Origin of the sequence: Hyunsoonleella flava (genome assembly GCF_004310325.1) — a bacterium.
In the GTDB taxonomy this organism is placed as follows: domain Bacteria; phylum Bacteroidota; class Bacteroidia; order Flavobacteriales; family Flavobacteriaceae; genus Jejuia; species Jejuia flava.
Map to the genome: position 1 here is coordinate 145,584 of NZ_SIRT01000008.1, position 23,369 is coordinate 168,952.

The following is a 23,369-nucleotide window of genomic DNA, read 5'->3' on the forward strand; positions in this document are numbered from 1 at the left end:
GATATACAAACCTACGTAATTTTTCGATTTAAACTTTCATCTTTAAATCTAAAAAGTAGGTTCGTGAACTAGATATATTCAAAAATAATATTCTGAAAAACACCGATATATCATTTTACCTAATAATACATTTTTTAAGTTATGTTTTTAAACCTAATCTATATTAAATAAACGCTTTTGAACGAAATTATTTTAGAACTAGAAGAAATATCTCCGAAAGAATTTTTTGGAGCTCAAAATGCCAACATAGAACTTCTAAAAAAGTACTTCCCTAAATTAAAAATTGTTGCTCGTGGTAATAAAATTAAAGCTTTTGGTGATGAAGAATTGCTGGAAGAATTTGATAGACGCATTTCCATGTTGTTAAAGCATTTTGGAAAATATAATAAACTGGATGAAAACGTCATAGAGCGTGTGCTTACTAGCCAAAGTAGTGACGATTACAAAACATCAAAAGATAGCGGTGAAGCTATTGTACACGGCGTAGGTGGAAAAATAATCAAGGCTCAAACCGTAAATCAAAGGCGACTTGTTGAAAGCATGCGCAAGAACGATATGGTATTTGCCATAGGGCCAGCAGGAACAGGAAAAACGTATACAGGTGTAGCTTTGGCAGTTCAGGCACTTAAAAATAAAGAAGTAAAACGCATTATTTTAACACGCCCTGCCGTAGAAGCAGGAGAAAATCTAGGGTTTTTACCTGGAGATTTACAGGAAAAATTAGATCCATACATGCAGCCGCTATATGACGGTTTACGTGATATGATTGCCCCAGAGAAATTAGCAAGCTATATAGAAAAAGGTACTATACAAATAGCACCTTTGGCCTTTATGCGAGGTCGTACGCTGGATAATGCATTTGTGATTTTAGATGAAGCCCAAAACACAACCCACGCCCAAATGAAGATGTTTTTAACGCGTATGGGCAAAAATGCAAAGTTTCTGTTAACGGGAGATCCAGGGCAGATAGATTTACCGCGCAGAACCATATCTGGATTAAAGGAAGCCCTTCTTATCCTTAAAAATGTTGATGGCGTAGGCATCATATTTTTAGATGATAAGGACGTAATACGCCACAAACTAGTTAAAAAAGTAATTGCAGCATACAAGAGTATTGAAAACAGAGATTAAATGTTTTAGGAGCTTTTTCCCGCTTTCGGCAGTCGCTTTTTTGTGTTGCATAGGTGCAACAACACAAAAAGAGCTTCAACAAAGCCTCAATCGGGGCTAAACATATTTGCTAAATGCATTGCTTAACTTTAAACGAATAAACAAATCAACTCATAAACCGTCAAAAAATGAGTAACACCATAATAGATACCAATTTCAATTTTCCTGGACAAAAGAACGTATACAAAGGAAAAGTAAGAGAAGTTTACAATATAAATGACGAGCAATTGGTAATGATTGCTACCGATAGGCTATCAGCATTTGATGTGGTAATGCCAAAAGGGATTCCGTATAAAGGGCAAATCCTAAACCAAATTGCGACTAAAATGATGGCGGCCACAGAAGATTTGGTGCCTAATTGGTTAACAGCTACACCAGATCCAAATGTTGCGGTAGGCCATTTGTGCGAACCATTTAAAGTAGAAATGGTAATTAGAGGCTACATGAGTGGTCATGCAGCTCGTGAATATAAAGCAGGAAAACGTATGCTATGTGGCGTGCCAATGCCAGAGGGTATGAAAGAGAATGATGCTTTTCCAGAGCCAATTATTACGCCAGCAACCAAAGCAGAACAGGGCAATCATGATGAAGATATTTCTCGTGAGGATATTTTAAAGCGAGGTATTGTTTCTGAAGAAGATTATAATGTTCTTGAAGATTACACCAAGAAGCTATTTCAAAGAGGTTCTGAAATAGCGGCATCAAGAGGGTTAATTTTGGTAGACACCAAATATGAATTTGGAAAAACCAAGGAAGGTAAAATTGTGCTGATTGATGAAATCCACACTCCAGATTCCTCGCGTTATTTTTATGCCGACGGTTATGAAGAACGTCAAGATAAGGGTGAACCTCAAAAACAATTGTCAAAAGAGTTTGTACGCCAATGGTTAATATCTAATAATTTTCAGGGCTTAGAAGGACAAACTGTGCCTTATATGAGCGATGAATATATTGAAACCGTTAGCGATAGATATATCGAGTTATACGAGAATATCACAGGAGAGACTTTTGTAAAAGCCGATGTTAGTAATATTCAGGAGCGTATTGAGAAAAATGTTTTAGAGTATTTAAAATAACCTTACAAGATTTTAAGCAAGTCCATAGGCTTATGCAATATGTAATCTGCTCCAGCCTCTACGAGTTCTTTTTTGTCTCTAAATCCCCAACTAACACCAACTGCTTTCATATTGGCACGTTTTGCAGTTTGCATATCTACATTGCTGTCCCCAACATAAATGGTTTCTTCTGGGGTTACATTTAGTGCACTGCATATCTGTAATGCTACTTTGGGATTTGGCTTTTTTAAAGCTTCTTCTTTTAAACCTAAAACAGGATTTAAGCATTGCGGCAATAAAGCTCTAACTACTTTTTTTGTTAAAGTATCCTCCTTGTTAGAAAGCACACTTAGTTTAACACCTTGGTCATGTAAGGAGTTCAAAAGAGATAATATACCATCGTAAGGTTTGGTTTTATTAGTGCATGATTCAGAATAGGTGTGCATCATTTCAGAAAGGCACGCGTTAACTAATGTATCACTTAAGTGGTTTTGTGGTATGGCTTCTTCAATTAAGCGCTTCACACCATGGCCAACAAAGGTTTTGTAGGTGTCGTAATCAAAAGTAGGATAGTTTCTTTGTTTTAAAACGGTATTCATTGCGTCGGCAATATCATAAATGGAATTTACTAAGGTGCCGTCCAGATCAAAAATTATGGCTTTGTAGGTCATATGTCAAAGCTAGTAATTATAGTTAACAACCCTATCATTTATAGGCTGCTCATTCCTATAATTATTTAAAGGCATGTTGTCTCTTAGTTTAATAACTTCTTCAACTGATAAAATAATGGGTTCTTTAAATACAATCCAGTTCACATTTTCGCTACAGGGAGGGGTAGTTAGCGATCCTGTATAAGAGTAGTAATGCTTATCTTCTAGAAATAGACTAGATAAGTCTACTTTTTGATGAATATCTTTTACTGCTCCATTTTTAAGAGGCAAAAAACTCTCAAAAAATTCGAATAACTGACTCTCTTCTCCTTCTTCCCCCAAAAGCCCTAAGACGGTGATGTTACCAGATTTGTTCATGTGTACCAAATGCATTTCCAAGGGATAAATAAGCCCGTTTATTTTATGTTCCGACGGTTCATGAAAATGTATTTGTTTCAGATAATACGTTTCGTTTTTATAATTAATGGAATCGCCTTCCTCAAAATCAAACTGGATAGAGTGCCCGTTATTTTCAACTTCTTTTAACAAAGTTGTTGGCGTGTATTGTATTTTTAAATCCCCCTGTATTTGCATGGAGTCTGTACGCCTATGTATGATGTTTATAGGCGATTGGTATGCTCCACCACAATCAGAATTTTTTTCAATTTCTGTCCAATATTCTGGTGCCGTTTCCCCAGAATAGCCCCAGTGCAAATGTTTTCTATAATCTGCTTTGTGTTTGTCTTTGTCGTATTGTATACAGGATGATAGTAGAAATGTTGATGCTAAAAGGGCTAAGCCAATTGTAGTTTTCACGTGTATATCGTTTTTATGTGTGGATACTACAAAATTAACTGCTTCAAGAAGACTAAAACCTTACAAATGTCAGTTTTTACAAAAAAAACTAACTTTTACGTTTCCGCGATTTACTCGCATTTGCCAACGGATTAAAAGCCAAACATAAATCCAACCAATAACCCAAGTCATCATCGGTATCAAATCCATCTGGAGTTACAAAGATATAACCCTTCATAGGTCGTCCTGTAAAATCCATAGGCAGGCATTCTGGTCTTTCCAATGCGGTTGAGTGAGCATCTAAACCAATACGCGCCATGAATAAACTATCACCATATTTTTTATCAATATGAATGCCGCAGAGCATTTTATCATCCACTTTAAAGCATAACCCGCCCATCATTTTTAATTCAGAGAAACCAATGTGCTTCTCATTTAAGTGCTTTCGAATTCTATCTGCTAAATACTCGTCGTACGCCATAAATTTTGCATTTATGATATGGTCTTTCAAATATATTGAAAAATGATGTTATCTTGAGGCTCCAACTAAATAATAAAAATATGGCGAAAACAAAGCATGCCTCAGCATACTGGAAGGAAAATATAAAGTACGTCTTAATCTTATTACTCATTTGGTTTCTTGTGTCTTTTGGAGCGGGAGTTCTTTTTAAAGATGCTCTAAATACCATTAAAATAGGAGGCTTTAAGCTAGGATTTTGGTTTGCACAGCAAGGTGCTATGTATGTATTTGTAATCCTCATTTTTGTTTATGTACGTATCATGAATAGACTTGATAAAAAGTACGGTTATGATGCATAGTTTGATTTTAGAGGGTATTGGTGTTCAAAATTGGACATATATTTTAGTTGGGGTTACATTTGCTATTTACATTGGGATAGCCATTTGGTCCAGAGCTTCATCAACAAAGGATTTTTATGTGGCTGGAGGCGGTGTGTCTCCATTGGCAAACGGTATGGCAACGGCCGCAGATTGGATGAGTGCAGCTTCGTTTATTTCAATGGCAGGTATAATTTCTTTTGCGGGTTATGATGGTGCTGTGTATTTAATGGGCTGGACAGGAGGTTACGTACTATTAGCATTACTTCTCGCGCCCTATTTACGCAAATTTGGTAAGTTCACTGTGCCTGATTTTATTGGAGACAGATATTACTCAAAAGTAGCACGTTTCGTAGCTGTTTTGTGCGCGCTTTTAGTATCGTTTACCTATGTGGCAGGTCAGATGCGAGGCGTGGGTATCGTGTTTTCGCGTTTTTTGGAAGTCGATATCAATACTGGTGTAATCATCGGAATGCTCATTGTTTTGTTTTATGCCGTTCTTGGCGGTATGAAAGGCATCACATATACGCAGGTGGCACAATATTGTGTGTTGATTTTTGCCTTTATGCTACCTGCTATTTTTATTTCAATACAGATGACAGGAAATCCCATTCCGCAGTTAGGGTTTGGAGACACACTTTCTGATGGATCGGGAACGTATTTGCTGGACAAATTAGATGGATTAAGTGCCGAACTAGGTTTTTCTGAATATACCGAAGGGTCTAAAACTATGATTGATGTATTCGCCATAACACTCGCACTTATGGTTGGCACTGCTGGTTTGCCGCATGTAATCGTCAGGTTTTTTACGGTAAAGCGAGTTAAGGACGCAAGAAAATCAGCAGGTATCGCCTTGTTGCTTATCGTAATTTTATACACTACAGCACCTGCAGTTGCAGCTTTTGCAAGAACCAATTTAATTGAAACAGTTTCAAATAAACCTTATGCCGAAGTTCCCGAATGGTTTAAGAAATGGGAAGAAACCAAGCTGATAAGTTTTACAGATAAAAATGGGGATGGACATATTCAATATGTAAAAGGAGACGCGTATTTAAAGGATGAAAATGGCAAATTCGATTTTCAGAGCCCCAATAATAGCACTAAAAATGAACTCTATGTTGATAGAGATATTATGGTGCTTGCAAATCCCGAGATTGCAAGATTGCCCAATTGGGTCATCGCTTTGGTTGCGGCAGGAGGTTTAGCCGCAGCATTGTCTACCGCTGCAGGATTGCTCCTAGTAATTTCCTCATCAGTATCTCACGATTTGATTAAAAAAATAATTAAACCATCTATTTCAGAGCATGGGGAATTATTGGCGGCACGTTTGTCAGCAGTTGGCGCTGTGTGTGTTGCTGGCTATTTTGGCATTAATCCTCCAGGGTTTGTAGCTGCAGTTGTAGCTTTGGCATTCGGTCTAGCAGCGGCATCTTTTTTCCCTGCTATCATTTTAGGAATATTTTACAAACGCATGAATAAAGAAGGTGCTATAGCGGGGATGGTCATTGGTATTACCGCCATGTTGCTTTACATGATAAAATACAAACTAGGGTGGTTTGACGAAACCGTTCCAGACAAAAGTGAATGGTGGTTTGGTATTTCGCCAGAAGGTTTTGGTACTGTTGCCATGGTGTTGAATTTTATAGTGTCAATCGTAATAATGAAATTTACACCTGCACCTCCAGAAGACGTTCAGGAAATAGTTGAGAACATTAGGATACCAAGTGGTGCTGGTGAGGCCACGCATTAATTTTTTTTGGGCGCTCCCTGCGGGCGGGCTTTACGTTCCAAGTCCTCGCACCTCCTGCGTCGGGCTGTGGGCTTTCCTCTGCAATCCCTAGCGCACTTATCCGCCTAGGCAAGTGCTTATCAAAAACTTATAGCTTGTCTGTCTAAAACACTCAAAAAACCGCTATATTTTGTTATTTTTAAAGTTCGAAATTTAAAATCACACCAATATAAACTAAAAGACCAATGAGTAACTACCATATAAAACACTTAGAAGAATACTATCAAGTATATCGAAAATCGGTGAGGGAGCCAGAGCATTTTTGGGAAGAGATTGCCGAAGAACATTTTTTATGGTACAAAAAATGGGATAATGTGCTTACTTGGGATTTTTCAAAACCTGAGGTAAAGTGGTTTGAAGGGGCAAAACTTAATATTACGGTAAATTGTATCGATAGGCATTTGACCACCAGTGCAAACAAAACGGCGATTTTATTTGAGCCAAATAACCCCAATGAAGCAGCGGAACACATCACATACAGGCAACTTCATAAACGTGTTTGCCAATTCGCAAATGTGTTAAAGGATAAAGGCATTAAAAAAGGGGATAGGGTTTGTATTTACTTACCGATGATTCCTGAACTGGCTATTGCCACTTTGGCATGCGCTAGGATTGGTGCCATACATTCTGTGGTGTTTGCTGGGTTTTCTTCAACTGCTTTAGCCACCAGAATTAACGATAGTGACTGTAAAATGGTGATTACAAGTGATGGTTCCTATCGTGGTGCCAAAACCATCGATTTAAAAGGCATTGTAGATGAGGCTTTGAATGAATGCCCGTGTGTAGAATCCGTTTTAGTGGTGAAGCGTATACATTCTGAAATCAATATGAAAGAAGGTCGTGATGAGTGGATTGCACCTTTATTGGAAGAAGCTTATGAAGATTGTGTTCCTGAAGTTATGGATGCTGAAGATCCACTATTTATACTTTATACATCTGGCTCTACCGGTATGCCTAAAGGGATGGTGCACAGTACTGCTGGTTATATGGTTTATACCGCTTATACATTTAAAAATGTGTTTCAATACAAAGAAGGTGATGTATATTGGTGTACTGCCGATATAGGTTGGATAACGGGACACAGTTATATTGTTTACGGTCCTTTAGCTAATGGCGCAACAACGGTGATGTTTGAAGGTGTGCCAAGTTATCCTGATTTTGGACGTTTTTGGGATATCGTGGAAAAACATAAAATCAACCAATTTTACACGGCACCAACGGCAATTAGAGCTTTAGCTAAAGAGGGATTGGAATTGGTTGAAAAATACGATTTATCTTCACTTAAGGTTTTAGGTTCGGTAGGTGAGCCTATAAATGAAGAAGCGTGGCATTGGTACAATGATAATATTGGTAAAAAGCAGAGTCCGATTGTAGATACTTGGTGGCAAACTGAAACTGGCGGAATTATGATTACACCTATCCCTTTTGCAACACCTACAAAACCAACCTATGCAACGTTACCTTTTCCTGGGATTCAACCAGCTTTAATGGATGAAGAAGGAAAGGAGTTAAAGGAAAACCAAGTTTCTGGACGTTTATGTATCAAGTTCCCATGGCCTTCCATGGCAAGAACCATTTGGGGTAATCATCAGCGTTATAAGGACACTTATTTCTCAGCTTTTGAAAATAAATATTTTACTGGTGATGGTGCGTTGCGGGACGAAGTTGGGTACTATAGAATTACAGGTAGGGTAGACGATGTCATTATCGTATCAGGACATAACCTAGGAACCGCACCCATAGAAGATGCTGTAAACGAACACCCTGCTGTGGCCGAAAGTGCAATAGTAGGTTTTCCGCATGATATTAAAGGAAATGCTCTGTATGGTTATGTTATTTTAAAGGATGTGGGTGAAGGACGTGTGCATGATAACCTGCGAAAAGAAATCAACCAGATTATCACTGAACATGTGGGACCGATTGCTAAGTTGGATAAGATTCAATTCACCAAAGGATTACCTAAAACGCGTTCAGGGAAAATTATGAGACGTATTTTACGAAAAATTGCTAGTAATGACACAAGTAATTTAGGTGATACTAGTACGTTACTAAACCCAGAAGTGGTTCAGGATATTATGGATAATGTGTTATAGTATAAAATCAAATACAGTATTATTTCATATATAACTTGATTTTTTAATGCTATTATGTCATTTTAAAATCTAACAACACTTCACCTTCAATAGCGGCTTGCAAATGGTCTCCTTTATAAATTAGTCCAGTGCCCGAAGCTGGAGTTCCAGTAAAGAATAAATCCCCTTCTTTAAGGGTCATAAACGTTGAGACATATGAAATAATTTCGGCAAAATTATAAATCATCTTAGATGTGTTTCCAACTTGTTTTAATACTCCATTTATCTTTAAATCAAAATTGATATTGTTTAAATCTGGAAACTCAGAGATTGGTTTGAAATTTGAAATTGGAGAAGCGCCATCAAATCCTTTCGCCAACGCCCAAGGCCACTTCAGTTCACGATTTGTATTAAGAAGATCTGTTGCAGTATAATCTATACCAACAGCTATTTCGCTTATATGCGATGTGGCATTTTCAACAGAGATGTTCTTACCTGTTTTACCAATTTTTGCAACTAGTTCTACTTCATAAACAATTTCATTGGTAATTTCAGGATATGGTACGTCATTATTTCCAGTAACCAGAGTACTATCAGCTTTAATAAATATAAGTTGATGTCCGTTTTTTAATGCTTTAACTTCAGATAAATCGTTAACATAATTCTTGCCAATGCCAATTACTTTCATTTTCGTTTTATTTTATAAGAATGCTGTGAAATTATAAAATTATACATGAACATTAAAGCTAAAAACATTCAATTTTACGCACTCATTAATTTTGCTTTACTTTGAGAAACGATAAGTACATTTTTATGATTAAAACGGATGTAGATTCTAAGGAGTACAATGCCTATTATCAAGTTTATTTGAATAAATTATCAGATAATGTAGGTTTATTGGAAGGTTTTATAAACGGAAGAAAAGAGGTCCTTGATTTCTTTATGTCATTACCTAATGAAAAACATGCTTTTGCTTATGCTAAAGGAAAATGGACGGTAAAAGAAGTGTTTCAGCATATAATTGATACCGAACGTATATTTATGTATCGTTGTTTTAGAATTGCCAGAAGGGATGCAACAGCTTTAGCTGGATTTGATCAAGATGATTTTATGATAACTTGCAGCGCAAATTCAAAATCCATAACGTTACTACTTGAAGAATTTACCTCTGTTAGGGATAGTTTTATAGTGCTGTTGAAAACGCTAAGTAGTGACGATTTAAAGTTTATAGGCGAAGCAAGTGGATATCCAATTTCAGCTAGAGCCATAGCTTTTATAAACTTAGGGCATTATCTCTGGCATATTGATGTTATCAAAGAAAGGTATTTGTAAGTTAAATGGTAATTGTTTCCATTTTTTTCCTCATGATAAGAAACACAGATAATGATAATAACCCAAATACTGAAAATCCGATAAATAAAGGTAAAACTGAGGTAGAAACAAAACTACCAATATAGTTGGCGATAGGAACTGCTAAAACGGTACTTACAAACCCGTTTATCGCGGCACCGATCCCCGCGATATGTCCTAACGGCTGCATAGCAATCGCACGAAGATTTCCAAATAAGAAGCCTACAGCAAAAAATTGTAAAGCAAAAAAACCTAGTAGCACATAAATGCTAGGATTTTTACCTGAGAAAAACAGAATAACATATAGTATGGATACTACTGAATACGCAATAGCTGCTGTATATGCCATACGGTACATACCATATTTTTCAACTAAGCGACTATTAAGATATGTTGCTAATCCTACTGATATGGCTAAACTCGCAAATATATAAGGGAATAGCTTTGCCAAATCATACTGTTCCTGGAAGATTTGTTGGGATGTACTTAAATATACCATAAAGGACCCTGTTATAAATCCAGAAACAAAAGTGAATGCTACCGCTTCTTTGTACTTAATAAACTCTTTTACACCATCAATAAATAGATGGGCGGAGAATTTTATGCGCTTTTCTTTAGGAAGTGTTTCAGGTTGTCGCAACCAAAACCAAATCATGATTGCAATTCCAAAAATTAGATTAAAATAAAAAACAGATTGCCAATTAAAAACTGTAATAAGCCATTGCCCTAAGGTTGGTGCCACCACTGGTACAAGAATAAAAAACATGACAATGATAGACATTACTTTTGCCATGTAATCCCCACTGAATAAATCCCTAATCATTGATAATGCGATGCTTCTAGGGGATGATAAACCTACACCTTGCAACACACGACCAATAATCATCATTTCAAAATTTTTGGTGGTAACGCAAATTATACTTGCAACTATAAACAATGCAAAACCTATATAAACAATGGGTTTTCTGCCAAAACTATCAGATAAAGGCCCAAATAGTAATTGGCCAAAACCAATGCCTAAGAAAATCATGGTTATCAGCAATTGGTTGTTATTTGAATTAATAACACCCAAATGATCTCCAATTTCTGGAAGCGCTGGTAATAGGGCATCAATTGACAATGCAACTATGGACATCAAGGACGCCATAAGTGCTATAAATTCAAACTTAAATTGCTTTTGGTTTTGCATACCGCAAAAGTATGGCAATTAAAAAGCTCTTGTAACTATTCATTATTTTATAACTCAATATCAATATTGCTAAACTTGATTATTAGTAATATATTAACTCCTGATTTTTTAAATCATAACTTTAGTAACAAGAACAAGTTTAAAAATGTATCTCAAAAGTATAGGAGTTCTCTATATGTTTCTGGTGTTATTTATTTGCAGCAATATAGTTAGCTCACAAACTGAGCAAGATAGAACAAAACTTGGTTTTTCCTTTGGAAAAGGTTTTCATAATAAATTCCCATTTAATTCGGAGGACTACTCACATGAGGTAGAATTCTATAAGGTGATTTTTAATTACCGCTTTAAGGAAAGTAAAAATTGGGCATTTGAATTTGTTGCTGAACCTAGTTATAACCGTGTTGAGCACCAACTTTTAAATAAATGGTTTATCCAGCCATCGGATGGACAGAATTATTTAGAACTTCGAGAAATTTTTACCAAAAAAAGGATGTTTAACGAATATGTTTTAAACTTAGGTTTGATAGCGAGATATAAACTATTTAGAAAACTTAGCGTTTATGCTGTTGGAAGTGTAGGGCCTATGGTAGCTGATAAGGGTACCGAAAGGTTAGCTAGTGGTTTTGCTTTTTCTGACGTTTTTGGATTGGGATTATCCTATGATAGTGGCAAGGTAAGGTTATGTTTTAGGTATTCGGTAAGGCATACTTCAAACTTAGAAATGAAGCAACCTAATAATGGACATAACACAACAAACGCTGAGTGTTCAGTTTTGTTCAATTTGTAGTGTATTTTGGATTGAGCTTTGCTTCAATTCACTTATTCATTAAGATTTTTCTATTTTTGTGCTATAGCTAACTAACAATAACCTTAAGGTTTGTCGCCATCTAATACTAATTTCTCTCTAAAAATAGTTGGGGTTTTTCTATTTCTCTCACTACATCACTACTCTTGTGTGTCACAAGAGAACAATTACCGACTTTTAGATTCTGCTATTGCCTCTATTGATATTGATGCCGAAAGAGCATGGAGGTTTTTAGATAGTATTCCTGAGCCTGTTCCTAAAAGCCTCAAAGGTAGGGTGGCTGAGTATTATTCTACCAAAGCACTTGTGCATGACGAGTATAACCAGTATTCCAAATTTCATCAATCAAATATTCTTGCATTAAAATATGCTGTCGAAGAAGAGAACTTCTGCATTGCTGGTCAGGCAAGTTTAGATTTGCACACCGACAAATATTTAGTAGCCGAGGATACTACGGATTCGAGATATTTGGATCAAGCCAAAAAATATTTCGAGAAATGTGATGATAAATACCTTGCTTTACAAATTGAAGAGATGCAATCTTATTATAAATCTCTGGATGGTAAATTTGAGGAAAGCAATGCTATTATATTGGATAAAATCGATTATTATAAAAGTATTAGCAATGAAGTAGGGTATTATTATATGTTTGCAAATTATCTGCTCGCTTCAAACTACTTACAGTTAAAAAACCTAGAAAAGGCGCATAAGTATTTTAACGAACTAAAAGCACTAAAAAACAACCCTTCTATTTTACCCTATAATCAAAAATCATTTTTAGCTTCATTGGACATGTATTTTGCTGAGACCTATTATGAAAAAAGCATTATGGATTCTACGTTCCATTATCTTCAAAGTGCTTCAAGAAATTCAAAATATATGGCAGGTGATGTACTGCAAGATTATTATAAATTATCTGCTAGTGCCTATAAGGAAGCAAATGATTTGGAAAAGTTCACAATATATATTGACTCCTTAGTAAATTATGAAGATAAACTTTTCATAAATAATGTCGATGCGAGTTTTGACATCAATAAGAATTTGCTAGATGCAGAATCTGAATTGCATGATCAGAAAAAAGACAAAGCATTGGTAATTAGAATAGTATTCTTTTTGTTAGGTCTTGTAATAGTCGTAAGCCTTATCTATTTATTTCTATATGGCAAACATAGAAGTAAACTTAAGACAATAAAGAAAAAAGCGACTGATTTATCTTATTTGAAATCAAATAATGAACAGTTGGCAGTAAAAATACATGGTTTAGAGGAGTATATAAAAAATCTTAAAAAAGAGGTAAGGGATATTGCATCAGTAAAGTGTTTAGATCATCAAAAATTAAAAATCAAAGAACTTTACACGAATTTGCATGTTAACTCCTCTACAATTTTGGACAAAGGCGATAGCCATTTGGAATTAATTAATGACTTGAATATCGATTTTTTTAAAAAGATAAATTCATTATACCCTGAGTTAAATAAATCTGAGGTCATTATCTGTTATTATGTACTTATGGGATTTAGCAATAAGGAGATTTCGGTATTTTTGAACACAACCATAAGATCTGTTGAAAGCCGGCGCTATAGAATTTCAAAGAAAATAGATTTTGATAAAAAAGAAACTACACTTGTAGAGCATTTAAGAAAAACATTTAAGGAGACCCTGCATAGTGCTATTTAAACAGGTATTCTTTAAGTTGCGTAAACAATGCGTAGTAAAAAACTATGTATTTTTCCCTTAGTTTCTTGATATTTGTTGAGCTATTATCAATTTAATTAATTTAGGTGATAGTCTTAAGATTTCTATTAGGGAAAATTAAAATAGAAATTAATATACCAAGGGTTGGTTGGCTATTAATTCGTTTTAATTAAATATTTGATTAAGATTATTACAATTAATTTATAAACGATTCTACCCAGAAAAGTTTATTGGTTACAGTTGAAAAAAGGAGCCTAATTAGGCTCCTTTTTCAGTTTGTGCCCAAGTGTTTTTTACAGAGGAATATTTCCGTGCTTTCGCCTTGGTGTATTTACTTCTTTGTTTTCAAGAGAAGCAAAAGCTTTCAGAAGTTTTCTTCGCGTATTTTTTGGTAATATCACTTCATCAATAAAACCGCGTTTAGCAGCACGATAGGGGTTTGCAAACTTGGTGGCATATTCTGCTTCCTTTTCTGCCAGTTTTTCTTCAGGGTTTTTAGCATTTGCAATTTCTCGTCTAAAAATAATTTCACTAGCGCCTTTAGCTCCCATTACCGCAATTTCTGCTCCTGGCCATGCAAAATTAAAATCGGCTCCAATATGTTTTGAATTCATTACATCATACGCTCCACCATACGCTTTTCGAGTAATAACTGTAACTCTTGGTACTGTGGCTTCACTCAAAGCATACAATAATTTAGCACCATGTACGATGATGCCGTTCCATTCTTGATCTGTTCCTGGTAAAAAGCCTGGAACATCTACCAATACCAAAAGTGGAATATTAAAACAATCGCAGAAACGTACAAAGCGCGCTGCTTTTTTTGAACTGTTAACGCCCAAAACTCCTGCAAATGCCATAGGCTGATTTGCTACTATCCCAACGCTACGCCCACCAAGTCTTGCGAAACCTACTATGATGCTTTCGGCATAATCTTTATGGATTTCATAAAATGAGTCTACATCAATAATTCCAGAAATTACCTCATGCATATCATAAGGCTTATTGGGGTTGTCTGGTACAATATCAGATAACACATCTCTTACTTCATCTTCAATTTCATACGCTAATAGCTTTGTGGTTTCAGTATTATTCTGGGGTAGGTAGCTTAAAAGCTTTTTTATGTCCTCTAAGCATTCTACATCATTTGCAGATGTTTTATGCGCTACACCAGATTTTGAGGCATGTGTTTGAGCACCACCTAATTCTTCGCTTGTTACTTCCTCATTAGTAACGGTCTTAACCACATTAGGACCTGTAACAAACATATAGCTGGTTTCTTCAACCATAATAATAAAATCCGTCATTGCAGGTGAGTAAACCGCACCTCCTGCACAAGGCCCCATTACAGCGGAGATTTGAGGAATGACACCGGAAGCTTGTACATTTCTAAAAAATATATCGGCATAACCTCCAAGCGAGCGAACACCCTCTTGAATACGCGCTCCTCCAGAATCATTTAATCCAATTATTGGAGCTCCAACCTTTACGGCCATATCCATAACCTTGCAAATCTTTTCAGCATGTGTTTCTGATAACGAGCCTCCAAAAACAGTAAAATCTTGGGCATATACGTAAACAAGTCTACCATCAACAGTTCCATAACCAGTAACGACGCCGTCTCCATATATTATTTGGTCTTCCATTCCAAAATCTGTGGTTCTGTGCGTTACTAATGCCCCTATTTCTTCAAATGATCCTTCGTCTAGAAGATATGCAACGCGTTCACGCGCTGTCAGTTTTTTATTTGAGTGTTGTTTATCAATACGTTTTTGCCCTCCTCCAAGTTTGGAAAGTGCGATACGTTCATTGAGCTTATCTATTTTATCTTGTTTTGAATCCATAATATCTTAATTCTCGCAAATCCGCCGAGGCGCAAAGGAGTGGTTTTACTTTAAATTAATTTAGTGGTAATCTCAATTTTTTCTGATCTTCCAGATATTGTGTTATAGCAACCAAAGCTGCAATTTTAGCTTCGTCCTCTGTGTTTTTTTGCAGTACTTCAGGCGAATAATAATTTTTAACAAAATGTGTATCAAAGTTTCCTGATGTAAAAGCATCATGTTCGCATACATATTTTCCAAAAGGTAATGTTGTTTCTACACCTTCTACCTTGTAATTGCTTATAGCGTCTATCATAAGCATAATGGCTTCCTCTCTAGAATCACCATAGGTAATGAGTTTAGAAAGCATTGGGTCATAATAAATAGGGATATCCATACCTTCTTCATAACCATTATCCACACGAATGCCATTACCTACAGGAAGCTTGTAGGTATCTAAATGTCCTACACTGGGTAGAAAGTCATTTAATGGGTCTTCTGCATAAACTCTCAATTCTAACGCGTGACCTTTAATCTTTAGATCTTTTTGTTGAATATCAAGTTCTTCTCCTCTTGCGACTTTAATTTGAAGCTCTACTAGGTCCACACCAGAAATAATCTCAGTTACTGGATGTTCTACTTGCAAGCGCGTATTCATTTCCAGAAAGTAGAAATTGTGATCCGCATCCAACAAAAACTCAACAGTTCCTGCTCCAAGATAATCACATGATTTAGCTACTTTTACGGCAGCTTGTCCCATTTTTTCACGCAATTCAGGAGTTAATACTGAGGAAGGTGCTTCTTCAACTACTTTTTGGTGACGACGTTGTATGCTGCATTCTCTTTCAAAAAAATGAAGAATATTGCCATGAGCATCAGCCATCATTTGGATTTCGATATGTCTTGGAGAACTTACATACTTTTCTATAAATACCGAGCCATCTCCAAAAGCTGAAACAGCTTCGCTAATGGCACGATCCATTTGAGACTCTAGATCTTTTTCTTTTTCGACGACACGCATGCCTTTACCACCGCCTCCTGCTGAGGCTTTTATCAAAATAGGGAAACCTATTTCTTTGGCAATGCCTTTCGCTTTATCCACATCGGTAATAGCCTCATCAACTCCAGGTACCATCGGTATATCGTATTTCTTAACAGCTTCCTTAGCCGCAAGTTTACTTCCCATGATTTTTATCGCTTTAGAGCGAGGACCAATAAAAACAATATCATTTTGTTCGCACAATTCAGCAAAATCGGCATTTTCGCTTAAAAAACCATATCCAGGATGAATGCCATCTACATTCAAATTTTTGGCAACCTCAATAATCTTATCTCCTTTTAAATAAGATTGGTTTGACGGTGGGTCTCCGATACAAACCGCTTCATCAGCAAATTTTACATGTGGTGCATTTCTATCTATGGTAGAAAAAACAGCTACAGTGTTTATCCCCATTTTTTTTGCCGTTTTCATTACACGGAGCGCAATTTCCCCTCTGTTAGCTACAAGAATTTTTTTCATCCGTTTAAATTTTATTTTTTTTCATAGGTCAGATGTAATTCGCCATTAATACTATCAATTGGTATTACCATTTGGTTACTGTGGCTCATTTCATAACTATTCAAATTCTATGATGAGTTGGCCTTTATCAACAGCATCTCCTTTTTTGGAGTGAATTGCCTTTATAACGCCGTCAATTGGTGAAGTAATACTGTTTTCCATTTTCATGGCTTCCAAAATCAGTAAGGTATCATTTTCTTTAATGTCTTGACCAACTTCAATATTAATCTCAAGAATCAGTCCTGGCATTGGTGCAATAATGGACGTAATCGCTTTTTTAGACCCAATAGAAAATCCCATATCGTTTATCAATACATCTAAATCATTGGAAATTTGCACCTTATATAAGGTGTTATTTACTGAAACTTGATACGTTTTTTTGCTGAAATTTGAATTATTTATTTCGCAATGAAACGATTTGTCGTCGTGAAGTAGGTGATAGTTTGAGTTGGAAACGGAAACAATATCTAAGCTGGAAATATCATCAGAACTAATATCAAAATCAAAATTGTTATTGACTTTGGCTTTTAAAATGTTACTCATAAGTATCTTGCTTTCTGTAAATATAAGCAAGATTTATATTATAAACTAGAGCAAAAGTCAGTCTATTCTAGCTTTTATTTTTTTATAAACTTCTTGGTAATATGCTTTGTTTGAAGGTACAAAATGATTGTCTTTTCCTATATGATTTAGCAAAGATTCAAACTCTAGGAATGATATTAATTTAAGTGCTTCCACTTCGTCTTCTTGGGGAGTTAATTTGGATAATGGCACCTTAAGTTTTGCTATAAATGTGTTATGAAATTCATTGTCTATTAACCCATTAGCGTAACTTTGAAAACACTTAAAAACGCCAATTAACTTTAGACTTTTTTCTGAAAGTTCTAAGCCAATTTCTTCCTTGGTCTCTCTAATGGCAGCTTGTTTCGCTGTTTCTCCTGCATCAATATGTCCTGCAACTGAGACATCCCAAAGTAAAGGGCAAATCGCTTTTTTGGATGATCTTTGCGCCAATAAGATTTTTCTGTCTTCAGTATACAACCAGAGATGGGCAGTATGGTGATACAATCCTTTTTGGTGAATTATGGATTTTAATTCTCGCTTTCCTGTTAATTTCCCCTCTTTAGTAGCAACATCAATATATTCATCCATAATTTTTCCTATTAGTAAATTACAGATGCAAAACTAATTAAATCTAAAAGGAGTTGCCAACTGGATTAAGCAAAACTAATAGGATTAGGTTTTAATTTTTTGCATTACCTTTGTATTCCAAATACGTTTGGGTAATATATGAGTCAGAAAGTTTTACTTAACGCAAAAGAGGTAAACATCATTCTTCATCGATTGGCTTGTCAACTCATTGAAAAACACAACGATTTCTCTGATACAGTTTTAATAGGATTGCAACCTCGTGGGGTATATTTAGCTGATAGAATTGCGAAGATTCTAAAAGAAGATTACAGCGTTAGCGATATTAAATTAGGATATCTTGATATTACATTTTACCGTGATGATTTCAGACGAAGTGACAAACCCCTTGAAGCAAATAAAACCAAAATTGACTTTTTGGTTGAAGATAAGAACATCGTTTTTATTGATGATGTACTTTATACTGGCAGAAGTATAAGAGCTGCTTTAACAGCAGTACAATCTTTTGGGAGACCTAACGAAATTGAACTGTTAACCTTGATAGACAGACGCTTTAGTAGACATTTACCAATTCAACCTGACTACAGGGGCAGGCAAGTAGACGTTATAAATAGTGAAAAAGTAAAAGTAAACTGGAAAGAACATGACAAAGAAGATTCGGTTTACTTAATAGATAAATAGAAAATAAATGAGCGAATTAAGTGTAAATCACTTACTTGGAATAAAATATCTTAACGAAAAAGATATTGAACTTATTTTTGAAACAGCCGATCATTTTAAAGAAGTGATTAACCGCCCCATTAAAAAAGTACCTTCTTTACGGGATATTACCATTGCAAATTTATTTTTTGAAAATTCCACCAGAACAAAATTGTCTTTTGAACTGGCTGAAAAACGATTATCCGCAGATGTGATAAACTTTTCCTCTGGACAATCCTCGGTTAAAAAAGGAGAAACCTTGGTAGATACCGTGAACAATATCTTATCCATGAAAGTGGATATGGTAGTAATGCGACACCCAAATCCAGGGGCAGGAGTATTTTTATCAAAACATGTAGATGCCAGTATTATCAATGCAGGAGATGGTGCTCATGAACATCCAACGCAGGCACTATTGGATTCCTATTCTATACGAGAAAAATTAGGCGAGGTAAAAGGAAAAAAGGTAGTTATAGTTGGAGATATATTGCATAGTAGAGTGGCCCTTTCTAATATTTTTGCACTGCAATTACAAGGTGCTGAGGTGATGGTGTGTGGTCCAAAAACCTTAATACCTAAGTACATCGATAAACTTGGTGTAAAAGTAGAAACAAATCTGTTAAAGGCTTTAAATTGGTGTAATGTTGCAAATATGCTTAGGGTTCAAAACGAACGTATGGATATTAGTTACTTTCCATCAACAAGAGAATATACCCAACAATATGGCGTAAATAAAGAACTACTTGATAATTTGGATAAGGAAATTACCATAATGCACCCAGGACCGATAAATAGAGGTGTGGAAATTACAAGTGATGTGGCAGATTCTAAACAAGCTATTATTCTGGATCAGGTACAAAATGGCGTTGCGGTTAGGATGGCCGTGATTTATTTATTAGCTTCAAAAATAAAACAGTAAATCATGATTATTGATAAAAGAGGCAATATTACTATCATTACCCAAGAAAAATTTACGGTTGTTGAACTTGTTAAGAAGCTGGAAGCCTTATATCCTAAATATAAGAATGACAATATAATAGTCGTACTTACTGCTTTAGAAAAAATTGCTATCACTGATGTTACGGAGTTCCTTCAAATTTCAAACATACATAGAGGCAAAAAGCATTCGTTCGTTATCGTTTCTGATAAGGTGGATTTAGATGAAATTCCAGAAGAGCTTATTGTGGTACCTACGCAACAAGAAGCTTTGGATATCATCGAAATGGAAGAAATGGAACGTGATTTAGGGTTTTAATAACTATGAAATTAACCATTTTAGGCTGTTACAGTGCAACTCCGAGGACTCTAGGTAATACTACCGCTCAGGTTTTAGAAATAAATAACCACATGTTTTTAATAGACTGTGGAGAAGGAACGCAGGTTCAATTGCGGAGGCACAAGGTAAAGTTCAACCGCATTAAGCACATCTTTATTTCTCATTTGCACGGAGACCATTTTTTTGGTTTGGCAGGCTTAATTTCTACATTTCGACTTTTAACGCGAGAGGCAGATTTACATATTTACGGACCAAAAGGTATTAAGGAAGTGATTACACTTCAAATGAAACTTGCCGATTCTTGGACGAATTATAAGCTCTGTTTTCATGAATTATCTTCTAAAGAATCACAATTAATTTTTGAAGATGATAATGTGGAGGTTTATACTATTCCGTTGGAACATCGCATCTATACAAATGGTTATCTGTTCAAAGAAAAAAAGGGTGATAGAAAATTAAATATTGACGCTGTAGAGGAGGCTAATATTGATACTGCATACTACAGAAAACTAAAACAGGGGTTTGATGTAAAAAATGAAGATGGTGTTTTAATCAAAAATGAAGCTGTTACTTTTCCTCCTAAAAAGCCAAAGAGCTATGCGTTTTGTAGTGATACAGTTTATAAGGAAGATATAGTACCCATCCTAAAAAACGTTGATGTATTGTACCATGAGTCTACGTTTTTAGAAGCCCATGCGCACCTAGCACCAAAAACGAAACATTCTACTGCAAAAGAGGCAGCTAGTATCGCAAAACAAGCTAATGCAGGTACTTTAATATTAGGACATTATTCTTCGCGATATCCAGATTTGGAAGTGTTTAGAACAGAGGCGAAAACGGTGTTTGAGAATGTTAAACTAGCAGAAGATGGCAAGTACTTCAATTTTAATTAAACTCTCTTAGGTTTTCAACCCAGTCCATGGCTTCATTTAAGGAAAGGCAGCGTTTAATACTTTTTTTGGTAAAATGTTTTTCTAAAGACGCATTAATGTAAGACGCGTTGTTATAAACTACAATGGCGCTAGCCAGCAAAATATCGTATTCCTTTTCAATCCTTAACCAGTTTTGGGGATCAATGGAGTAAGCATTAATTCTGTTGGCGATATAACAAATTTTAGCATTTTCTCCGTAAAATTTATAGATTTCTTGAAGTAAAATTTTTGCCATGATCCAGTCAAAATGAACGCCTTCAAAAAGTTCTCCTACAACTAGGTTTTTACAAAAAAAATAATTGCCAAATGGAAGTTCTAACTTGTAGGGCTTAAGTTTCTCAAAATAGGGAGTCTTTTCAAATTTCATTGGTTGGAAATGAATTTAAATTAAAAATTTTGAGAGACACTCGAAGTTAAGAAGTTTATCTTGATTTTCTTAACTATAAAAGATTAATTTTTGATAATTTCGTTGTATGGACAATGATTTAAGTAATTATAGAAAATCGTACGACAAAGGGGAGCTTTTGTTGGAGGGTGTTCCTGAAAATCCGCTTGAGCTATTTCAGAAATGGTTTTATGAGGTTGATGCCTACTTTTCAGAAGATGAAAATAATGCCATGACCATTTCCACTATTGGAAAAGATGGCTTTCCCAAAAATAGGGTAGTGCTACTAAAAAAATTCACTTATGAGGGTTTTATATTTTATACCAATTACAATAGTGAGAAAGGAAAAGCCATAGCTAAAAACCCAAATGTGTGTTTGTCATTCTTTTGGCATGGAGCAGAGCGACAGGTAATAATAAAAGGAAAAGCAGAAAAGATTGCACCTAATTTAAGCGATGGATATTTTGAATCGAGACCAAAGGGAAGTCAACTTGGTGCATTGGCATCTAACCAAAGTGAGGTGGTTCCTGATAGAGCTTTTTTAGAAGATAAGCTAAAAACTTTGGAAGAGGAATATAAAGGTAAGGAAGTTGAAAGACCTGCATATTGGGGAGGTTATATTGTAAAACCGGTTGAACTTGAATTTTGGCAAGGGAGACCCAATAGACTTCATGATAGGATAAGATACCGCCTTCAGGATGACTATAATTGGGAAGTTAATCGATTATCTCCATAAAAAACACGACGGAATACACTTTTACTTACGTTACATATGTATTTCATCGATTAAAAACGCTTATATTCGACGAAATACATGTTTTTAATCGAATTTAACATTTCATTAACGCTTATCCCGTGGTTTAGAAAGTAGATTTATAGTCCCAAATCTAAATTTACTTAACCATGAAGTTGCTAACCAAATTGTCGCTAGCGGCAGTTATAACCTTAACTTTATTTTCATGCGCTCCAGAGTCATTGGATGATAAGGCAGATGCTCTAATTGAAAGCACAAAAGTTATACCCCCAAAGTCCATAGAATTAGAAATTTTAGAACTAATTAATAACTACAGATTATCTGAAGGGTTGAATCCTTTACAGAGTATGACGATAATTAAATCTACAGCATTTACCCACACAGATTACATGGTAGATACGCAAACAGTATCTCATGCAAATTTTTTTACAAGAAGTAACTATTTAAAAAGTAACGCAGGAGCCAAAAGTGTTTCAGAAAATGTGGCTTATGGTTACTCATCTGCTCAATCAGTAGTAAATGCATGGATGCGAAGTGAGTCTCATAAAAAAAATATTGAAGGCGATTTCACAAACTTTGAAGTATCTGCCGAAAAAGATATTGACGGTAGATGGTACTTTACCAATATTTTTATCAAAAAATAAATTGCTTAAGAAGCAATAAAAACATAACCTTTTTTAACTACTGATTGATAGCCATAATTGGATATAATATTTAATTTGAATTAGTTTTTAGCGAGGTTATAATGATAACTTAGTTGTTATTAAATTTAGCTTTAGGTATAAACCCTTTCAGAAATGGAAGGGTTTTTAGTTTTTAATATGGATAATAAGTTTATCCCTTTTGGTCTTTTGCATATTTTAGAAAATTTACTAAGTGTTGCTCGCAATGATGTTGCATCAAAAAATTAAAGAGCCACATCCCGTTGCTTGCACTTTCATTTTCTATTGTCCATTTAACTTCCATCATATCTTTAATAATATCCGTTAAATCATCTATTGCATCTCCAGTTACTAAATTTTCAGACTCAGTAATTTTATGAGAATTTATCAAGGAGTGATACCAACCATATTCTGGGAAATTTATCTCTACAAATTTTCTAACTTTTTCATATTCAAACTCAGGTACATCATCTCGGGTTTCATTATCAAGCTCGCTCTTGTCTAATTTTAAGTATTCAGAATATAAGCCTACTAGGAGCTCAGTTATTTTGAGTTCATTATCATTTGAATTCAACATAGGTTTTGTTCCAAACTCAATTAATTGTTCAATAATTCCTTTTAATTTCACCAAAACTTTAGATTCCTTTATCTAATAAATATAAAACAAAAACCATCAAAAGCATAACTCTTGATGGTTCTTAATTATTATTAAACTAAGCTTTAA

General features: G+C 35.2%; 25 protein-coding genes. 14 read left to right on the forward strand and 11 right to left on the reverse strand.

The genetic code is table 11. The features are described from left to right. Window positions 1–177 precede the first annotated feature (177 nt). Window positions 178–1,131, forward strand: coding sequence for a PhoH family protein (locus tag EYD45_RS10645; RefSeq protein WP_130964534.1), 954 nt, complete (start codon window positions 178–180; stop codon window positions 1,129–1,131). 167 nt (window positions 1,132–1,298) lie between these two features. Continuing rightward, window positions 1,299–2,246, forward strand: coding sequence for a phosphoribosylaminoimidazolesuccinocarboxamide synthase (locus EYD45_RS10650; protein ID WP_130964535.1), 948 nt, complete (start codon window positions 1,299–1,301; stop codon window positions 2,244–2,246). 2 nt (window positions 2,247–2,248) lie between these two features. Here EYD45_RS10650 and EYD45_RS10655 read toward each other — a convergent pair whose 3' ends face one another. The 3 genes from EYD45_RS10655 to EYD45_RS10665 all read right to left on the reverse strand — a co-directional run bounded on the left by EYD45_RS10655 (window position 2,249) and on the right by EYD45_RS10665 (window position 4,151). Further along, the gene (locus EYD45_RS10655) at window positions 2,249–2,896 is read right to left on the reverse strand and encodes an HAD family hydrolase (protein ID WP_130964536.1); all 648 of its coding nucleotides are present in this window, start codon (window positions 2,894–2,896) and stop codon (window positions 2,249–2,251) included. Between the two features lie 9 nt (window positions 2,897–2,905). Beyond that, a complete protein-coding gene (locus EYD45_RS10660; protein ID WP_130964537.1) occupies window positions 2,906–3,691 on the reverse strand; it encodes a carbonic anhydrase in 786 nt (261 codons plus the stop codon). 88 nt (window positions 3,692–3,779) lie between these two features. Beyond that, a complete protein-coding gene (locus tag EYD45_RS10665; RefSeq protein WP_130964538.1) occupies window positions 3,780–4,151 on the reverse strand; it encodes an RNA methyltransferase in 372 nt (123 codons plus the stop codon). An 80-nt stretch (window positions 4,152–4,231) separates the two neighbouring features. Between EYD45_RS10665 and EYD45_RS10670 the strand changes: the two genes are divergently transcribed. The 3 genes from EYD45_RS10670 to acs all read left to right on the forward strand — a co-directional run bounded on the left by EYD45_RS10670 (window position 4,232) and on the right by acs (window position 8,389). Beyond that, a complete protein-coding gene (locus tag EYD45_RS10670; protein WP_130964539.1) occupies window positions 4,232–4,489 on the forward strand; it encodes a DUF4212 domain-containing protein in 258 nt (85 codons plus the stop codon). Continuing rightward, window positions 4,479–6,257: a sodium:solute symporter family protein gene (locus EYD45_RS10675; protein ID WP_394343489.1), complete on the forward strand. Its 1,779-nt coding sequence runs from the start codon at window positions 4,479–4,481 to the stop codon at window positions 6,255–6,257. Before EYD45_RS10670 ends, EYD45_RS10675 begins: the two co-directional genes overlap by 11 nt. Before the next feature lie 224 nt (window positions 6,258–6,481). Next, entirely contained in the window at window positions 6,482–8,389 is a 1,908-nt protein-coding gene (gene acs / locus EYD45_RS10680) for an acetate--CoA ligase (RefSeq protein WP_130964540.1), read from the forward strand. Window positions 8,390–8,441: 52 nt separating this feature from the next. On the opposite strand, the gene EYD45_RS10685 is transcribed toward acs, so the two are convergent. Next, complete coding sequence (locus tag EYD45_RS10685; RefSeq protein WP_130964541.1) at window positions 8,442–9,056, reverse strand: fumarylacetoacetate hydrolase family protein; 615 nt, start codon at window positions 9,054–9,056, stop codon at window positions 8,442–8,444. A 101-nt stretch (window positions 9,057–9,157) separates the two neighbouring features. Between EYD45_RS10685 and EYD45_RS10690 the strand changes: the two genes are divergently transcribed. Continuing rightward, on the forward strand, window positions 9,158–9,700 hold the full coding sequence (locus EYD45_RS10690) for a DinB family protein (protein WP_233702623.1): 543 nt from the start codon (window positions 9,158–9,160) through the stop codon (window positions 9,698–9,700). Window position 9,701: 1 nt separating this feature from the next. Here the strand turns inward: EYD45_RS10690 and EYD45_RS10695 are convergent, their stop codons facing one another. Further along, window positions 9,702–10,907, reverse strand: coding sequence for a multidrug effflux MFS transporter (locus EYD45_RS10695; RefSeq protein WP_130964543.1), 1,206 nt, complete (start codon window positions 10,905–10,907; stop codon window positions 9,702–9,704). Between the two features lie 145 nt (window positions 10,908–11,052). Between EYD45_RS10695 and EYD45_RS10700 the strand changes: the two genes are divergently transcribed. Both EYD45_RS10700 and EYD45_RS10705 read left to right on the forward strand, forming a co-directional pair. Continuing rightward, window positions 11,053–11,694 carry an acyloxyacyl hydrolase gene (locus EYD45_RS10700; protein ID WP_130964544.1) on the forward strand — a complete coding sequence of 214 codons (642 nt, stop codon included), beginning with the start codon at window positions 11,053–11,055 and terminating at the stop codon, window positions 11,692–11,694. Window positions 11,695–11,862: 168 nt separating this feature from the next. Further along, window positions 11,863–13,389, forward strand: a complete 1,527-nt coding sequence (locus EYD45_RS10705) for a helix-turn-helix transcriptional regulator (RefSeq protein ID WP_130964545.1) — start codon at window positions 11,863–11,865, stop codon at window positions 13,387–13,389. Window positions 13,390–13,700: 311 nt separating this feature from the next. Here the strand turns inward: EYD45_RS10705 and EYD45_RS10710 are convergent, their stop codons facing one another. From EYD45_RS10710 to EYD45_RS10725, 4 genes are all read right to left on the reverse strand, one after another. Beyond that, entirely contained in the window at window positions 13,701–15,251 is a 1,551-nt protein-coding gene (locus EYD45_RS10710) for an acyl-CoA carboxylase subunit beta (protein ID WP_130964546.1), read from the reverse strand. Between the two features lie 55 nt (window positions 15,252–15,306). Next, window positions 15,307–16,749 (reverse strand): acetyl-CoA carboxylase biotin carboxylase subunit, encoded by a 1,443-nt coding sequence (gene accC, locus EYD45_RS10715; RefSeq protein ID WP_130964547.1) that lies wholly within the window; start codon window positions 16,747–16,749, stop codon window positions 15,307–15,309. A gap of 96 nt (window positions 16,750–16,845) precedes the next feature. Continuing rightward, window positions 16,846–17,331: an acetyl-CoA carboxylase biotin carboxyl carrier protein subunit gene (locus tag EYD45_RS10720; protein ID WP_130964548.1), complete on the reverse strand. Its 486-nt coding sequence runs from the start codon at window positions 17,329–17,331 to the stop codon at window positions 16,846–16,848. Window positions 17,332–17,388: 57 nt separating this feature from the next. Further along, window positions 17,389–17,940: an NUDIX hydrolase gene (locus EYD45_RS10725; protein WP_130964549.1), complete on the reverse strand. Its 552-nt coding sequence runs from the start codon at window positions 17,938–17,940 to the stop codon at window positions 17,389–17,391. 138 nt (window positions 17,941–18,078) lie between these two features. On the opposite strand from EYD45_RS10725, the gene pyrR reads away from it, so the two are divergent. Genes pyrR through EYD45_RS10745 form a run of 4 tightly spaced genes read left to right on the forward strand, consistent with a single transcriptional unit; the run spans window position 18,079 to window position 20,805 of the window. Beyond that, window positions 18,079–18,618, forward strand: coding sequence for a bifunctional pyr operon transcriptional regulator/uracil phosphoribosyltransferase PyrR (gene pyrR, locus EYD45_RS10730; protein ID WP_130964550.1), 540 nt, complete (start codon window positions 18,079–18,081; stop codon window positions 18,616–18,618). Window positions 18,619–18,625: 7 nt separating this feature from the next. Next, window positions 18,626–19,555 (forward strand): aspartate carbamoyltransferase catalytic subunit, encoded by a 930-nt coding sequence (locus tag EYD45_RS10735; RefSeq protein WP_130964551.1) that lies wholly within the window; start codon window positions 18,626–18,628, stop codon window positions 19,553–19,555. A gap of 3 nt (window positions 19,556–19,558) precedes the next feature. Next, on the forward strand, window positions 19,559–19,891 hold the full coding sequence (locus EYD45_RS10740) for a ribonuclease Z (protein WP_130964552.1): 333 nt from the start codon (window positions 19,559–19,561) through the stop codon (window positions 19,889–19,891). Window positions 19,892–19,896: 5 nt separating this feature from the next. Next, entirely contained in the window at window positions 19,897–20,805 is a 909-nt protein-coding gene (locus tag EYD45_RS10745) for a ribonuclease Z (RefSeq protein WP_130964553.1), read from the forward strand. Here EYD45_RS10745 and EYD45_RS10750 read toward each other — a convergent pair. Beyond that, entirely contained in the window at window positions 20,798–21,211 is a 414-nt protein-coding gene (locus EYD45_RS10750) for a hypothetical protein (protein WP_130964554.1), read from the reverse strand. The two genes, EYD45_RS10745 and EYD45_RS10750, sit on opposite strands and share 8 nt — an antisense overlap. Before the next feature lie 106 nt (window positions 21,212–21,317). Between EYD45_RS10750 and pdxH the strand changes: the two genes are divergently transcribed. Together pdxH and EYD45_RS10760 are read left to right on the forward strand one after the other, a co-directional pair. Beyond that, the gene (pdxH, locus tag EYD45_RS10755) at window positions 21,318–21,965 is read left to right on the forward strand and encodes a pyridoxamine 5'-phosphate oxidase (protein WP_130964555.1); all 648 of its coding nucleotides are present in this window, start codon (window positions 21,318–21,320) and stop codon (window positions 21,963–21,965) included. A gap of 167 nt (window positions 21,966–22,132) precedes the next feature. Next, window positions 22,133–22,627: a CAP domain-containing protein gene (locus EYD45_RS10760; RefSeq protein WP_130964556.1), complete on the forward strand. Its 495-nt coding sequence runs from the start codon at window positions 22,133–22,135 to the stop codon at window positions 22,625–22,627. Window positions 22,628–22,817: 190 nt separating this feature from the next. Here the strand turns inward: EYD45_RS10760 and EYD45_RS10765 are convergent, their stop codons facing one another. Beyond that, window positions 22,818–23,273, reverse strand: a complete 456-nt coding sequence (locus EYD45_RS10765; protein ID WP_233702624.1) for a DUF5063 domain-containing protein — start codon at window positions 23,271–23,273, stop codon at window positions 22,818–22,820. Window positions 23,274–23,369 lie beyond the last annotated feature (96 nt).